The following is a 15,135-nucleotide window of genomic DNA, read 5'->3' as shown; positions in this document are numbered from 1 at the left end:
CATCATCAAGATTCAAGCAGGGGAGTGAACGCATGAAAATCATGACCATTCTGGGCACGCGCCCCGAAATCATCCGCCTGAGCGTAATTATTCCGCTTCTGGACCGGTATGCGGACAGTCATGTGCTGGTGCATACGGGCCAGAATTTCACCGCCAGTCTGAGCGGCATTTTCTTTGAGGAACTGGGGCTGCGGGCGCCGGACTACGTGCTTCAGGAGAAGCAGGCAGGGCTTGGCGGACAGCTTGCCGCCATGTTCGGCGGGCTGGAGCCGATTCTGCTTAAAGAACGGCCGGACCGCGTTCTGCTGCTCGGCGATACGAACAGCGCGCTGTGCGCCATTCTGGCGGAGCGGATGGGTATTCCGGTCATTCATATGGAAGCGGGCAACCGCTGCTACGATCTGAATGTGCCGGAGGAGAAGAACCGGCGCGTCATCGACGCCGTCTCGACCATCAATATGCCATATACGCCGCAGAGCAAGCGGCACCTGGCAGCCGAAGGAATTCCGAATTCGCGGATTATGCTCACCGGCAACCCGATTCATGAGGTTATGACGCACTACGCTCCGCAAATTGCGGCCAGCGATATTCTGAACCGGCTGAGCCTTGCGCCGGGGCAATATTTTCTCGTTACGGCACACCGCGCCGAGAATGTCGATCATAAGGAGCCGCTGATGGAGATCATGCAAGGCCTAAACCTGATCGCCGAGCACTTCGGAGTCCGTCTCATTTGCAGTATCCATCCCCGTACCCGGTCGAAGCTGTCGGATTCCTTTCCGCTGCAAATGAATAGTCTAGTCGAATTTTATGAGCCGTTCGGTTTTTTCGATTTTGTCGCTTTGGAGAAGAATGCGCGCTGCGCCATCACCGACAGCGGGACCGTTCAGGAGGAATGCTGCCTGATGGGCGTGCCGACCGTGACGATCCGGCGGACGACCGAGCGTCCGGAGACGGTGGACTGCGGAAGCAATGTCGTTTCTGGAGTGGACAGCGGAAGTATTTTGCGGTGCGCCCGGCTGATGACCTCAATGAGCCGCGAGTGGGAAATCCCTGACGGCTATCTGGACCCGGATGTATCGCATAAGATCGTCAAATTTTTACTTGGAGGGAACCTGTATGTTCAATAATCAACGGATAGCGGTTATCGGCGGTACCGGTTCCTGGGGGCATGAGCTGGTCCGGCAGCTTCTACCGCAGAATCCGAAGGAAATCATTATTTTCTCTCGCAGCGAATCCGCCCAGGTAGCCATGAGCCGGGAATTCGAGGATAGACGTTTAAGCTTTGTCATCGGTGATATCCGCGATAAGGAAGCTCTCATTGCGGCATGCCGGGGTGTGGATTATTTGTTCCATCTGGCGGCGCTGAAGCATGTTCCCGTCTGCGAGGATCAGCCCTACGAGGCGCTTAAGACGAACGTCATCGGGACGCAGAATGTCATTGAAGCGGCCATAGCGAACAAGGTGGACAAAGTGATTTATATCTCGACCGACAAGGCGGCCAATCCGTCCAACTTCTATGGCATGACTAAAGCCATCGGCGAGAAGCTGATCGTCTATGCGAATCTGCTTGGGTCCAGCACCAAGTTCGTCACTGTGCGGGGCGGGAATGTGCTCGGAACGAACGGAAGCGTCGTCCATTTGTTCATGAAACAGATTCGGGACAAAGGCGAAGTGCGGATTACCGATTTCAACATGACCCGGTTCTTCCTGACGCTGAGCGACGCCATTTCCCTGCTGTTCAAAGCTTCCGAGGTCAGTGTGGGCGGCGAAATATTCGTAATGACCATGCCGACCTGCCGGATTGCCGATTTGGCTGAAGTGCTCATTGAGGCCTCCGATAGACAGAACGTAAAAATAATCGAGACAGGTATCCGCCCCGGGGAAAAAATCAATGAAATTCTGATGAGCGATTTCGAGAGCCTGACAACCGTAGTATACGACGAGCAGTATCTTGTCATATTGCCTACCCTTAATATGCCTCATCTGAAGTCGCGGTATCAAAATTGCGAGCCGGTGTCCTTCAGCAGCTTCAGCTCCGGGAACAATCTGATGTCCAAACAAGAAATCAAAGACATCCTGATCCGGGGAGGTTTCCTGCAATGAAGCTGCTGATCCTCGGCGGAAACGGCATGGCGGGGCATATGCTGGCAGATTACTTCCGCCTTCAGGGCAAGCACCAGGTATTTCACACAACCCGGGACAAAAGCGACCAGCAGGGACTCATACTGGATGCCGATGATATTGCCGCTGTGGAGAGAACGGTAAGCATCGTCTCTCCCCACTGCATCATTAACGCGCTGGGCGTACTTAACCAATCGGCGGAAGACCATAAAATCGCCGCCTATCACATCAACGGCTTTCTTCCCCACCGTCTGCGGAGAGCCGCCGACACCGTATCCGCCCGGCTGATCCACATCAGCACCGACTGCGTGTTCGAGGGAACGCGCGGCGGCTACACGGAGGAGGATGCGCCCGACGGAACCTCTGCTTATGCGATTACGAAGGCGCTCGGCGAGGTTCGCGATTTCGGTCATCTGACGATCCGCACGTCGATTATCGGGCCGGAAATCCGTAAAGCAGGCATCGGGCTCATAGAATGGTTCCTGGCGCAGTCCGGCAAGGTTCCTGGCTACCGCCGTGTCATGTGGAACGGGGTGACGACGCTTGCACTGGCCAAAGCCATCGATGGTCTCCTGGATTCGGAGGTGTCTGGTTTGATTCACCTGGCCCATCCTCAGCCGGTCAGCAAATACGAGCTGCTCGGGATGATTCAAGAGGCCTTTCACAAGACCGACGCCGAGATTGTTCCTGATGATGTACATGTACAGGACCGCACTTTAATCGCTACACGTAAAGATGCAGTCTTTCATCTGCCTTCCTACCCCGATATGCTTACCGAGCTGGCGGAATGGATTCAGCAAAGCCGGCGATATTCATGACCGGCAGAAAGCTGCTGATTACCGGCGCCGGCGGCTTTACGGGCCGCCATGCCGCCGCCTATTTTACGGCGGGAGGAGCGGAGGTAACCGCCGTGCTGCGGAGAGCGGTCCCCGGCGAATCCGGGGAACCGTTATTTCCGGAAGACGTTAGAACGTATATTTGCGATTTGAATGACGGCGAAGCCGTGAAGAAGATGATAGAGGATACCGCTCCGGGTGAAGTGCTGCATCTGGCGGGGAAAAATTCCGTACCGGAGTCGTGGCGGAACCCGGCTGAATATCTGGAAACGAATGTAATGGCGGCAGTGTACCTGCTTGACGCGCTGCGCTCCCGCAAGGAAGTCCGTCTGCTGGTGGCGGGATCGCGGCTGAAGTTTAATCCGGGAGCAGGAGAGCCGCCGCCGCATCCATACAGCCTCAGCAAGACGCTGGAAGAACTCGTGTCCTTGTCCTGGGGAACGCTGTTCCGGCAGCAGGTGCTGATTGCCGAGCCCTGCAACCTGATCGGGCCCGGACCTTCCACGGGCTTCTGCTCGCTGCTGGCCAGGCACATTGTCCGAAGCGAGCAGGGGAGTGCGCAGCCGCCGTTCCGGCTGTCTTCCCGGCAGGCGCAGCGGGATTTCCTTGATGTCCGCGACGCTGTCCGCGCGTACGATTGCATCTTGAAGCAGGGAGAGCCGGGCACCACGTACCGGATCGACTCGGGAAAGCCGCGCAGCCTGGGCGAGATTACGGAGCGCATGCTGAGCCTGACCCGGGCGAATGTGGGGGTGGAATGGGGAACGTAGTCCGGTCAGGAGCCGGAGAGTGCCCCCGTTTCGGATACGCCGCATAAGCAGGCAGATTCTTCCGGTCAGGGTGCGCCGCAAAGTCAGGCGGAGTCCGGCTGCTTTACCGTACATGCAGCCGCCTTAAATTGGCGCCCCGAAGTGCAGCTGGAGCGCTCCCTTGCCGACATTCTGGAATATTACCGCAGCAACCGGAAAGGAGCATCGCCATGAACGCAAAAGTTTCGGTTATTATCCCGTTTTATAACTGCCCGTATATTGATCAGGCGCTGCAGAGCGCGCTATCCCAGTCCCAGGCTCCTTATGAGATTATTGTCGTCGACGACGGCTCCACCGTCCACCGCGACAGAATTGCTCCATACCTCTCCTATTCCAATATTCATTATCTGGGCAAAGCCAATGGTGGCACCGCCTCTGCTCTGAACCACGGTATTCTTCATGCCACCGGCGACTATGTCGCTTGGCTCAGTTCCGACGATGTCTTTTACCACGATAAGATTAGAAACCAGGCGCTGTTCATGGAGCAGAACCGTCTGCTGATTTCTTACACCAACTTCAATTATATCAATGCCGCATCCCAACTTGTTCAGTTTAATGCCGGAGCCGTTTTTGACAATCGGCTTGATTTCCTGCGCTGCTTTCTTCAGGGTAACCCGGTAAACGGCTGCACGGTTATGATCAAAATGGAACTGTTTGGAGCCATCGGCTTGTTCGATGAATCGCTTCCCTTCACGCATGATTACGATTTATGGTTCCGCGCGGTTCTGAACGGATATCCGCCGGTGATGCTGAATCAATCCCTGACCGGTTACCGGCGTCATGAAGGCATGGGTACAGTCAGGCATTACGACCGGATTATGGCTGAAGTAGCGGCGTTAAAAGAGCGATACAGCGCACCGCTGCGCAGTTTGATAGCCTCCATGGGAGGATAAAAGAGATCTAGCATGCCAAATCCTTTCAGCATAGCCCGCCCTCAGGGAAGCCATCCTAACGATTGTTACACAGCAATCATAACGAGTGGAGGGTGAATGCATGTTGCGATCAAGAATCGGCTTGTCCGTCTCCGCAGCCCTGCTGTTGGGGATGGCCGGAATCGCGGGCTGTACAAACTACCAGAATACGGCGGGGAATTATGGCGTGCGGAGTGTGCAAGATGGCCGCATCAATGATGGTGTACGGGGTGTGAACGATGGCCGCCTGAATGTCAATACGGCCAGGGAAGGGCATACGATCGACAGACTGGATATGGACCAGAAGCTCGCCGATCGCGTGGCTGCCATGAAGGAGGTGCGCACCGCCAATGTGCTTACCGCTGGCCGCAGCGCTTATGTAGCTGTAACGCTGGACAATAATGTGACCGGGGGCATGCGGGCAAAAGGCGGCAACGTATACGGTACGAACATGATGCCGGGCAGCACTGGATACGGAACAGGATACGGAACAGGATACGGCACAGGAGTTGGTATGCAATACCCAACACGGGGAACCAGCATGCCGGGAGCTGTTGCCAATAACAACAGAAGCTTGACAGGAACAGGCGCAGCGATACCTGGTCCAACAGGCGCAGCGATACCTGGTCCAACAGGACGCGGAGGGCTTTTCACTAGCAACGGGGTGACAACGGGAACCACGGCGGCAAGCATTCAAGATACGCTTTCCAAAGAAGTGAAGGCAAAGATCGCTGATGTCGTCAAAAAGAGTACGCCGGGGATCGATCGGGTATACGTCTCGGCCAATCCCGATTTCGTTCAGCGCGTGAACAGCTACGCCGCACAGGCGCGAGCCGGCCATCCCCTGCAAGGTTTTGTAAATGAATTCCGCATAATGGCGGAGCGCATCTTTCCCGCTCGCGGCGGGGACCATATCAATAGATAAAGAAGCATTATCCGTATCGAATGCCAAACGCAACACGCAGAGATTCATCCTCGGCGGATGAACCTCTGCGTTAATTGCCGTATACATAAAATGCCTAAAGTTCCTGACGGCGTCCACCGATCCATACGCCGCGCAGGTTAAGAGCGCCGTCCAGCAGCAGAATATCCGCGCGCTTACCGGTTTCCAGCGAGCCGATGCTGCGCTCCATGCCAAGCGATATGGCCGGATTCAGACTCGCGGCCCGGGAGGCATTCTCCAGACTCAGGCCGGCTTCTTGAATAAGATAACGGAAGCCCTCGATCATGGTGAGCGTGCTTCCGGCAAGAGCGTCAGGGTTGTCTCGAAGGCGGGCTACACCATCCTGCACCTTAACCGGCAGATCACCGATGGCATACTCCCCGTCGCTGAGGCCGGCAGCCGACATTGCGTCGGTAATCAGAATCAGGCCTTCCGGTCCTTTAAGCCGTGCCAGAATCGTGATCGCCGCGGGATGAACGTGAATGCCGTCCGCGATGACCTCCGCGCGTATCCGTTCATCGGACAGGACCGCGCCCGCCGTTCCGGGCTTGCGGTGATGCAGCGGAGTCATCTGGTTAAACGTATGCACCGCCTGGTTAAGACCCGCGTCTGCTGCGGCGATAACCTGTTCGTAAGCGGCGTCGGTATGGCCGAGGGCGGCAGTAATTCCACGTCTGCGCAGCCAAGATATAACTTCCGTCGCGCCTTCCCGTTCGGGAGCAAGCGTAACCTGCCGAATCAAGCCCGGATAGGCCCCAGCCCATTCTTTCAGCCATTCTACATTAGGCGGGACGATATGCTCGGGATTTTGCGCCCCGGGCCATTTTGGGCTGATGAAAGGTCCTTCCAGGTGAACCCCGGCCAACTGCGCATATGGCATTTCCCCCAAGCGGTAGGAGTTGATCTCGCCAAGCACACGGTCGATCGCCTCTTTAGAGGCGGTCATCGTTGTGGCCAGCATTGTCGTTGTGCCGTTAGCGGCATGAAATCCGGCAATCTCCGTAATCGCCTGAGCATTGGCGTACATAAAATCATGCCCCGCGCCGCCGTGAACATGCACATCGACAAAGCCAGGAATAAGCAGGCCATCCTGCACGCGTTCGCTTTCCGGCCAGCCGGAGCAGGCTTCCGGCAGCCAGCGCGCTGCTCCCGCATATACAATTAGGCCGTCCTGCACCGCGACAACCCCGCCCCGGGTGATTCCCCCCGGAGTCAGTACCCTGCCATACAGCAGCTGCTCATTGTCCGTGCCTAATCCAGCCATTGTCCCGCTCCTTCATCTACCAGTACGACGACATTCGGATGGCTCTGAAGCAAGGAAGCGGGGCACTGGGTCGTAATCGGCCCCTTCACCGCGTTCCGGATCGCCTCAGCTTTCTCCGCGCCGCGCACGAGCAGCAGAATTTGCCGCGCCTTCAGGATGCTGCCGACACCCATCGTAATCGCCTGCGTTGGAACATCGGCAAGCGAAGGGAAGAACCGGGCATTGGCTTCCCGCGTTTCCGGCAGCAAATCGACGACATGGGTTCCGCTGGTTAGGCTGGCATCGGGTTCATTAAAGCCGATATGCCCGTTGCTTCCGATGCCGAGAATTTGCAAATCGACGGGCCCTTCCTCTTCCAGCATTTGATCATAGGCCAGGCACTCGGCCGCCAGATCCCCGGCGTTGCCGTTAGGCACATGTGTCCGGGACAGGTCGATGTCGACATGGTCAAACAAATGCTTGTTCATGAAGCTGCGGTAGCTTTCCGGGTGATCTACCGGAAGTCCTACGTATTCATCAAGATTGTAGGATGATGCTTTTGCAAAGCTTACCAGACCTTTGCGGTGCATCTGGACCAGCCGTTCGTAGACGCCGATGGGCGTGCTGCCGGTGGCGAGTCCTAGGACCGCCTTCGGACTGCTCTGAAGCAGGCTGGCGACCAGATTGGCCCCCGTCTGCACGAAGTCTTCGTCGTTTTTAAACTTAAAAATGTTCATTTATTCTGTACCTCCCCGTTTGTGACGGAATTGCTGAACGTTCCGGTAGGATTGCTCCAGCTTCGGAATATAATCGCCAAACCTTCTGCTGACCATCCCGGTAAATAAAATATCGATAATGTGAAGCTGCGCGATCCGCGAAGCCATATCTCCTCTGCGCATTCCTTGTTCAAGGGAGGAGGAGAAGAGTGAAATCCCGCTGAGCGAAGCAAGCGAGCTGCTGCCATATGAGGTGAGTGAGATCGTAGACGCGCCGCTGTTCTTCGCGCAGATGAGCGCGTCGATCGTCTCGGGCGTTTCCCCCGAGTATGAAATGGCAAAGGCGACGTCCCCTTCCCCAAGAGAGGAGGCCGAGGTGATCTGCATATGCGAATCGGCAAAGGCCGTGCAGTTCACGCCGATCCGGATCAGCTTCTGATAGAAATCCTGAGCGACAATCGATGAGGTGGCCATGCCGTACAGATCGACCCTCCGGGCGCGGCAGAGCAGATCGACCGTCTGTTCGAGCCGCCCGATATCAAGCAGCGACGTCGTGTCGCGGATGGAAGCGAGGTGATTCGCCTGCATGGCCTCCACGATGACGGAAAGCGGATTGCCCGCCATAATATCCTGATAAGAGGAGCCGCCGGTCAGAGGCGCCGCATCGCTGTGGGCGATTTCAGCCGCCAGCTTCACCTTGAAATCCGGGAAGCCCTTAAAGTGAAACACCTTGCAAAAGCGCGTGATTGTCGCGGCGCTAATGCCGCATTGCTCCGCCAGCTCTGTGATGCCCATATGGACAATCTCGCCGGGGGAGGCAAGTATCCGCTCCGCCAGCCTGCGCTCCGTTTGGGAGAGCTTGGACCTCTCGTGCTCCAGTGCATGCAGAATTGGAGTCATCAACCCACCTCGTATTCTAATGCGATCGTTGAAATTATTTTTAGTATAATATATAAAATTAAGAAAATTATTTTCATAACTAGGATAAAGCAAAATCTAGTGAGATGCAAGAGCGGCTTTTCATAAAAAAACAAACGACCGCTCACCGGCGGCATACCGGCAAACGGTCACTGTAATAGGATCACGATTATTCGCTTTTAATACAGCAGCTTGATATTTTTCTCCGGCCAATCTTTCATCCGCAGCACCGTATTCGACAAGCTGGAATAGCCATTGCCAATAAAATAGTCGCATTGAACGGCAAGATACGTGTCTTTAATAATGTCCGAGGTGTCTTTTATGAGTTCAATTCCTTTATGGCGCTGATTGGGATAATTGGACCGGTTCGGGTGGATTCTGCCTCTGAAGAACGCTTTCCTGCTCTCGCTGACAATTAAGGTTTCGTATTTATCATAAATCTTTTGGAATTGGCGGACGAACTTGTAATGGTCGGTAATGAGAAACAGATGACGGCATTCGAAATTGCTCATAAAGCTCCATATATTGGGATGGTAATAATCGTTGATATTATAAATCTGCCCAATTTCACTTACGAGGCCGTTGGCCCGGATATGAACGCCCAGAATCGGTTTTTCATCACGGAACTGCGGATTCTCATAAACAAACTGCTTGGCTTCGTCAAGGATGCTGGGTTGGATTTTAATGTATTTGTCGAACAGATAACGGTATATCTGATGCGGTGTTTTGCCGAATAAAGGGTGCCGATCGGGAATCCAGGGTGCGATAGCGCCCACATGGTAATACACATCGCTGACCAGCACGTTGGCGTCAGTAGCGATCATATCCTGTAAATCCCGGTCTTCCCATTTCAATTTGTCCGGGTCTTCCATCAGAACAGTATGACTGGTCCAGATGGGCGGATAATACGTAAAATCGGACCGGACGGCTTCATGAGGCATATGTTCATTGATTGGCTCGAAGAACAACTCGAACGAATTTTTCGTCACGGACTCGGAATACAGACTGTCCATGCCCCAGTACACAATTGGAGTCCGGTCCGTGATCTCTGCAATGAGCAGCTGGCCAACCACATGATCCACATCCGCCCAAATGCTGTACCCCCAAGGTTTAATCAGGAGAAATCGGTTTATGCTCATGCTGGTTATCACCTCCGTACAGACTTGGATATTGAGCCCGCCGCTGCTTGGCCCGATAATATTTGGTGGCCAATTCGGCTCTTGCCCGTTTGCGGGTATTTTTTCTATCCTGTTTCAACGTTCGGTAAAAAAGCTTAATGTGGCTGTCCGGCCAGTCCTTCAGCCGGTTGACGAAAAAGGAAACATTGGAATAGCCGTTGCCGATAAAATAATCGCATTTGGTGGCAAGGTACGTATCCTTGATGATCTCGATGCCTTTTCTTTTTTTTACGACAAAGTTCTGCAGATGGGGAGCCTCGGTAACGGAGTTGCGGGGAGCTCTCACGCAGTCGGTATATACGACTATCGAACCGTAGCGCTTGTTGAAGTCATCGATCGCATCATCGCAATCCGTGATCAGAAATAACTTGCCGATTTTTCCTTCCTTTAATACTTTTCGGATTTCTCCATCATATTGCTTGTTAAGCTGCTGAAGGTTCTCCACCTCGCGCACTTTGTCGCTGGCCCGGATATGAACGCCGAGGAGCGGGTGATGATCCTTCAGATGCGCATTGTAAAATTCGTTGATTTCCGCTTCAATATCAGGCTTTAAACGCAAGTACTTCCGGATCAGATGGCGGTAGATCTGTACTCCGGTCATCCCGTATGCCCAATGACTCTTTGGAATATACCTGAGCAGCGGCTTGGAGAAGAAATGGACGTCGCTGACGGCCACATCCGCTTTGCTGGCCATCAGTTCCCCAATGCCGCGGTGAAGCCGCGCCGTCTTATCCAGATCCTCCACTAGTGCGTTGCTTGCATTCCAGATCGGCGGGAAAAAGGTGTGTTCAGGCCTAAGCACGTCATCGATGGTGTATGAGGAGACGGGTTCATAATACAATTCAAAGGCGTTCGTATCGATATATTCACTGTATAAGCTGTGCGGCCCCCAATACACCACCGGTATTCGTTTGGTCAGCTCGGCTACAAGCAGTTGCCCGGTCAGGTGGTCCATATCCGACCAAAAGCCCCACCCCCACGTCTTAATAAGCAAGAACTTTTGCTGGTGCATCCGTTCGGAGCACCTCCAATCCAGTGGTTTAGAATGAATTAACGATCCTTCAGCTTTTTCCATGTACGGTGCGTGCTATAAGCGATCTGCTTGAATTTTCCAACCAATTTATTGTCGGGATAAACGATGGTATTGGTCACCGCATAATTGGCTAAACTCGAATTTTCCGGCACCCAGTACATCAATTTGATATTGGTATCGGCCCAGTCATTAAGATACGTAACGGCTTTAGACATATTCGAATAGCCATTGCCGATAAAAAAGCTGCATTTCGCGGCAATATAGGCGTCCAATATGGCGTCTATTCCGTTTTGACGGCGGTGCATATGCGTTTCAAGATAAGGAACATCGACGTCATTGGAGGAATGCCGCAGCGCATCCGTATACACAAGCATCGATCCGTACCGCTCCCGGTATTCATCCAGAATTTCCGTGCAGTCCGTGAGCAGGAAAATCTTTTTAATGTTGAATTTGCCAAGCATATACTGGATTTCCTTATGATAGTCCTTGTTTGACGTTTCAAGTTTATTCACTTTATGAATCCGGTAAATCTGGTGAAGCTTAAGGGTATCGTTGGTGTTCTGCTCCGGGTGTTTTTTCATCTTATACACTTTACCGTGATAGCGTTCGTTTAAACTGTTCTTCTCAAATGCGCTAATGGAAAAGTTTTCGCGGACATGAACAGCCAGAGTGGGTCCTTCATGCAGGGAATTAGAATAAAAAAACTTCATGATCTTGTTTGTCAGATCCGGTTTGAGTTTCAAATATTTGCGCATCAAAAAACGGTACGCATGCATCGTATCCATCCCGTACAAAGGGTGATCCTCCCCAACAAGAGAGAGGGCGGACAGTTTGTTCGCATACGTGTCACATACCACGACATCAGCATCGCTCTCCAGCATTTCCCCGATGCTCCGCTCAGTCAGCGAGACCTGCCCGGGGTCAGGCATCAGCAGATTGTCATACTGCCATACGGATGGAAAAAAGCTGTAGCCCGGATTCATTAAGTCTTCGATTGCGTAGTTAGACACCGGCTCAAAATACATATCAAAAGCGTTAGTATAAATCTTTCCGTTATAAAAGCTGTTGCTGCCCCAATGCACTACCGGAATTCTGCCGCTCAAATCCGCGATAAGAAGCTGCTCCAGCAGCTGGCGTATATCCATCCAAATACTATGACTGTAACCTCTAATCAGCATAAAACGTAACCGGTTCATGTTCCTTATCACCTCCATGTTTCCTTTACGTCAGGCGGGACGAAGCGGCATTTTATGTCCGCTCCCCGTATCCGGTACGTTTCAACAATTGGACGAACGCTTTGACATCCTGAGCCCTCTCTTTGGGACAGACCAGTAATACATCTTGCGTCTTAATAATCATCATATTCGAGAGACCGATGGAAGTGACCAGTATATCGCTGGTGAAAATGATCGAATCTTGAGTATCCATTCCGACATAACTGCCGCTGACGGAATTACCGCTGTCGTCGTAGCCCATCAATTTTCCCAGCGCGTCCAGGCTGCCGATATCATCCCAGTCGAAGTAGCCCTTAATGGCTGTAAGGCTGCTGCTGTTCTCCAGCACTCCGTTATCGAAAGAGATATCGGGCAGTTGGTCAAAAGCCTCCTCTATCACTGAATCAAATCCGGGGGAGTCGATCTGGTTAAGCGCTGCTGACAGAATATTGAAGTGTTCCGGCATATTCTGCTGAATTCCGCTCTTGAAGGCCTGCAGATTGCCTGCGACCATACCGCTGTTCCACAGATACTGTCCGGATTCCACGTAGGTGCGGGCAGTGGCGATGTCGGGTTTCTCTTTGAACTGCTGAACCTGGGATACCTGGGGTTTGGGATCGGTATGCTCGCTTGGATCAATTTTGATATAACCGTAGCCGGTGGCCGGATATGTCGGATTTACGCCGATAATGGTCAAATCGGAGCTGTTAATGGTCTCCCTATAAGCTTGGTGGATCGCTTTAAGGTACTCATGCTTATTGTTGACATAGCTGTCAGCCGGAATGAAACAGACCGTGCCGTCTTGAAATCGGCGTTCCAGCAATAAGGCCGCATAAGATATGCAGGCCCCGGTATTTTTACGAAGAGGCTCGAGTATAATATTTTGCGGGGGAATAATGTCCTTAAGCACTTCCCTCGTAATCTCCGCATAATTTTTATTAGTAATGACATAACATTTGTCCGGCGGTATCAGCTCGGTAATGCGCTCAAGGGTCTGCTCAAGCATGCTGCTCGTTCCTTTAACGCTGATAAACTGCTTGGGCTTGTGTTCCCTGGATAGGGGCCACAGCCGCAGTCCGGCGCCGCCGGCCATGATAACCGCATATTTATCCATGTGTTCACCTTCCCGATAGTCGAGATCTGAGAGAGTAAGGCCGCCGCTTCAGCAAGTCATTTGACGTGGTCCAGATAGTAGCGGTAGGCTTCACGAAGACCTGCTTCCAGACCGGTCTTTGCCTTCCAGCCCAGCTTTTCCAATTTGGCCACATCCAGCAGCTTGCGCGGTGTTCCATCCGGCTTGCCGGCATCAAACAGCAGCTCGCCATCGTAACCGACAACAGTTTTCACCATTTCCGCCAGTTCGCGGATGGACAGATCCTCTCCTGTACCGACATTCAGGAACTCTGAACCGTCGTAATGCTCCATCAGGAACACGCACGCGTCCGCCATATCGTCAACATACAGAAATTCCCGGCGCGGCTTGCCCGTACCCCACAACGTCACGCTGGGTTGATTTGACGATTTGGCTGCATCTATTTTGGCGATCATGGCAGGAATGACGTGAGAGTTGTTGAGGTCGAAGTTGTCATAAGGCCCGTACAGGTTGGTGGGCATTACACTGATATAATTGGTTCCGTATTGGCGATTATAATATTGGCACATTTTAAGCCCTGATATTTTGGCCAGCGCGTAGGCTTCATTCGTCGTTTCGAGCGGCCCCGTAAGGAGATATTCCTCCTTAATGGGTTGGGGGCAGAGTTTGGGATAGATGCAGGAGCTGCCGAGGAAAATAAGCTTTTTGACATTATTCTTAAATGCGCTGCGGATGACATTACATTGGATCAATTCATTTTCCATAATATAATCCGCAGGATAGGTGTTGTTGGCCACGATTCCGCCGACTTTGGCGGCCGCCAAAAACACATAGTCGATATCCGACTCTTCAAAGAAACGTTCCACTGCCGCCTGGTTCGTCAGATCCAGCTCCTGCAGCGTTTTGCCGATAATATTCTTGTATCCTTTCTCCTTCAGGTTTCTGACAAGAGCAGAGCCGACAAGACCTTTATGTCCGGCTACGTAAATCCGGCTGTTCTTCTCCAAGTTAAAGCGACTCCCTTCTCACCTAATGTATTGAGTTGCCTATATACGAAGTGAACCTGTATAAATGCAGGGATGGAAGCGATCAGGAACCCTGATCGCTCTTGACCATCATTTCGACAAGCTCCTTGAAGGACACTTTTGGCTCCCAGCCCAGCTTCGTTTTTGCTTTGGTGGGATCACCAAGGAGCAGATCGACTTCACTTGGCCGGAAATACTCTTCACCTACCGTGATCAGCACGCGTCCCGTCTTGGCGTCAATTCCTTTTTCGTCCAGGCCTTCACCTGTCCAGGCAAGCGTAATCCCGGCATGCTGGAAGGCAAGCTCGCAGAATTCCCTTACCGTATGGGTTTCCCCAGTAGCTATAACATAGTCTTCCGGGTGATCCTGCTGCAGCAGCAGCCACATCGCCTCTACATAATCGCCGGCAAAGCCCCAATCCCGTTTGGCGTCCAGATTGCCGAGCACAAGACGCTCCTGTTTGCCTTTTAAGATGTCGGCGAGGCCGGTTGTAATTTTGCGGGTGACGAAAGTTTTGCCCCGGCGCGGCGATTCATGGTTGAACAGGATGCCGTTGCAAGCATACAGATTGTAGGCTTCGCGGTAGTTAACGGTTATCCAGTAAGCGTACAGCTTGGCGACGGCATAAGGGCTGCGGGGATAAAACGGGGTCTTCTCGCTCTGCGGAACTTCTTGGACGAGGCCGTACAATTCGCTGGAAGAGGCCTGATAAAACCGGATGCCGGGGTTTATATCACGAATGCTCTCCAGAAGGCGCATCGAACCGAGGGCGTCTACATCCCCCGTGAATTCCGGAATATCGAAGGACACTCTGACGTGGCTCTGCGCGCCCAGATTGTAGACTTCGGAAGGCTCAATTTTGCTGATTAACCTGCTTAATCCTCCGGGGTCCGCAAGATCACCATAATGCAAAACGAAATCCGGCCGGTCTCCAGATTTATTTTCCAGGAGATGATCAATTCTTTCCGTGTTTATCGAGCTGCTTCTGCGGACCATCCCGTGAACTTCGTAACCTTTGCCCAGTAATAGTTCGGCCAGATATGATCCGTCCTGACCTGTCACGCCGGTAATGAAAGCTTTTTTCAAGTTGGTTT

General features: G+C 52.9%; 15 protein-coding genes. 6 read left to right on the top strand and 9 right to left on the bottom strand.

What is annotated here, in order from left to right:
- Positions 1-32: 32 nt before the first annotated feature.
- The 6 genes from wecB (at position 33) to PDUR_RS27470 (ending at position 5,602) form a co-directional block, all read left to right on the top strand.
- Positions 33-1,127, top strand: coding sequence for a non-hydrolyzing UDP-N-acetylglucosamine 2-epimerase (wecB, locus tag PDUR_RS20495; protein ID WP_042207976.1), 1,095 nt, complete (start codon positions 33-35; stop codon positions 1,125-1,127).
- Positions 1,117-2,103 carry a polysaccharide biosynthesis protein gene (locus PDUR_RS20490; RefSeq protein ID WP_042207975.1) on the top strand — a complete coding sequence of 329 codons (987 nt, stop codon included), beginning with the start codon at positions 1,117-1,119 and terminating at the stop codon, positions 2,101-2,103. The genes wecB and PDUR_RS20490 overlap by 11 nt, the downstream gene beginning before the upstream one ends.
- A complete protein-coding gene (locus tag PDUR_RS20485; protein ID WP_042207974.1) occupies positions 2,100-2,939 on the top strand; it encodes a dTDP-4-dehydrorhamnose reductase family protein in 840 nt (279 codons plus the stop codon). The genes PDUR_RS20490 and PDUR_RS20485 overlap by 4 nt, the downstream gene beginning before the upstream one ends.
- Positions 2,909-3,727 carry an NAD-dependent epimerase/dehydratase family protein gene (locus tag PDUR_RS20480; protein WP_233277406.1) on the top strand — a complete coding sequence of 273 codons (819 nt, stop codon included), beginning with the start codon at positions 2,909-2,911 and terminating at the stop codon, positions 3,725-3,727. Before PDUR_RS20485 ends, PDUR_RS20480 begins: the two co-directional genes overlap by 31 nt.
- 209 nt (positions 3,728-3,936) lie before the next feature.
- Positions 3,937-4,659, top strand: coding sequence for a glycosyltransferase (locus PDUR_RS20475; RefSeq protein WP_042207973.1), 723 nt, complete (start codon positions 3,937-3,939; stop codon positions 4,657-4,659).
- A 100-nt stretch (positions 4,660-4,759) separates the two neighbouring features.
- Positions 4,760-5,602, top strand: coding sequence for a YhcN/YlaJ family sporulation lipoprotein (locus PDUR_RS27470; protein ID WP_052410319.1), 843 nt, complete (start codon positions 4,760-4,762; stop codon positions 5,600-5,602).
- Between the two features lie 94 nt (positions 5,603-5,696).
- Here the strand turns inward: PDUR_RS27470 and nagA are convergent, their stop codons facing one another.
- The 9 genes from nagA to gmd all read right to left on the bottom strand — a co-directional run bounded on the left by nagA (position 5,697) and on the right by gmd (position 15,127).
- Entirely contained in the window at positions 5,697-6,884 is a 1,188-nt protein-coding gene (gene nagA / locus PDUR_RS20465) for an N-acetylglucosamine-6-phosphate deacetylase (protein WP_042207972.1), read from the bottom strand.
- Positions 6,872-7,600, bottom strand: coding sequence for a glucosamine-6-phosphate deaminase (nagB, locus tag PDUR_RS20460; RefSeq protein ID WP_042207971.1), 729 nt, complete (start codon positions 7,598-7,600; stop codon positions 6,872-6,874). The genes nagA and nagB overlap by 13 nt, the downstream gene beginning before the upstream one ends.
- Positions 7,601-8,479 carry a MurR/RpiR family transcriptional regulator gene (locus PDUR_RS20455; protein ID WP_042207970.1) on the bottom strand — a complete coding sequence of 293 codons (879 nt, stop codon included), beginning with the start codon at positions 8,477-8,479 and terminating at the stop codon, positions 7,601-7,603.
- 197 nt (positions 8,480-8,676) lie between these two features.
- The gene (locus tag PDUR_RS20450) at positions 8,677-9,636 is read right to left on the bottom strand and encodes an O-fucosyltransferase family protein (RefSeq protein ID WP_042207969.1); all 960 of its coding nucleotides are present in this window, start codon (positions 9,634-9,636) and stop codon (positions 8,677-8,679) included.
- Entirely contained in the window at positions 9,608-10,687 is a 1,080-nt protein-coding gene (locus PDUR_RS20445) for an O-fucosyltransferase family protein (RefSeq protein ID WP_042207968.1), read from the bottom strand. The genes PDUR_RS20450 and PDUR_RS20445 overlap by 29 nt, the downstream gene beginning before the upstream one ends.
- A 38-nt stretch (positions 10,688-10,725) precedes the next feature.
- Positions 10,726-11,904, bottom strand: coding sequence for an O-fucosyltransferase family protein (locus PDUR_RS20440; protein ID WP_052410318.1), 1,179 nt, complete (start codon positions 11,902-11,904; stop codon positions 10,726-10,728).
- Between the two features lie 52 nt (positions 11,905-11,956).
- The gene (locus tag PDUR_RS20435; protein ID WP_042207967.1) at positions 11,957-13,036 is read right to left on the bottom strand and encodes a mannose-1-phosphate guanylyltransferase; all 1,080 of its coding nucleotides are present in this window, start codon (positions 13,034-13,036) and stop codon (positions 11,957-11,959) included.
- A 56-nt stretch (positions 13,037-13,092) separates the two neighbouring features.
- The gene (locus PDUR_RS20430) at positions 13,093-14,022 is read right to left on the bottom strand and encodes a GDP-L-fucose synthase family protein (RefSeq protein ID WP_042207966.1); all 930 of its coding nucleotides are present in this window, start codon (positions 14,020-14,022) and stop codon (positions 13,093-13,095) included.
- A gap of 82 nt (positions 14,023-14,104) precedes the next feature.
- Positions 14,105-15,127: a GDP-mannose 4,6-dehydratase gene (gene gmd, locus PDUR_RS20425; protein ID WP_042207965.1), complete on the bottom strand. Its 1,023-nt coding sequence runs from the start codon at positions 15,125-15,127 to the stop codon at positions 14,105-14,107.
- Positions 15,128-15,135 lie beyond the last annotated feature (8 nt).

The organism is Paenibacillus durus (assembly GCF_000756615.1).
In the GTDB taxonomy this organism is placed as follows: Bacteria; Bacillota; Bacilli; order Paenibacillales; family Paenibacillaceae; genus Paenibacillus_AQ; species Paenibacillus_AQ durus.
The sequence above is the reverse complement of the archived record's forward strand: the minus strand, read 5'-3'. Positions and strand labels throughout refer to the sequence as shown.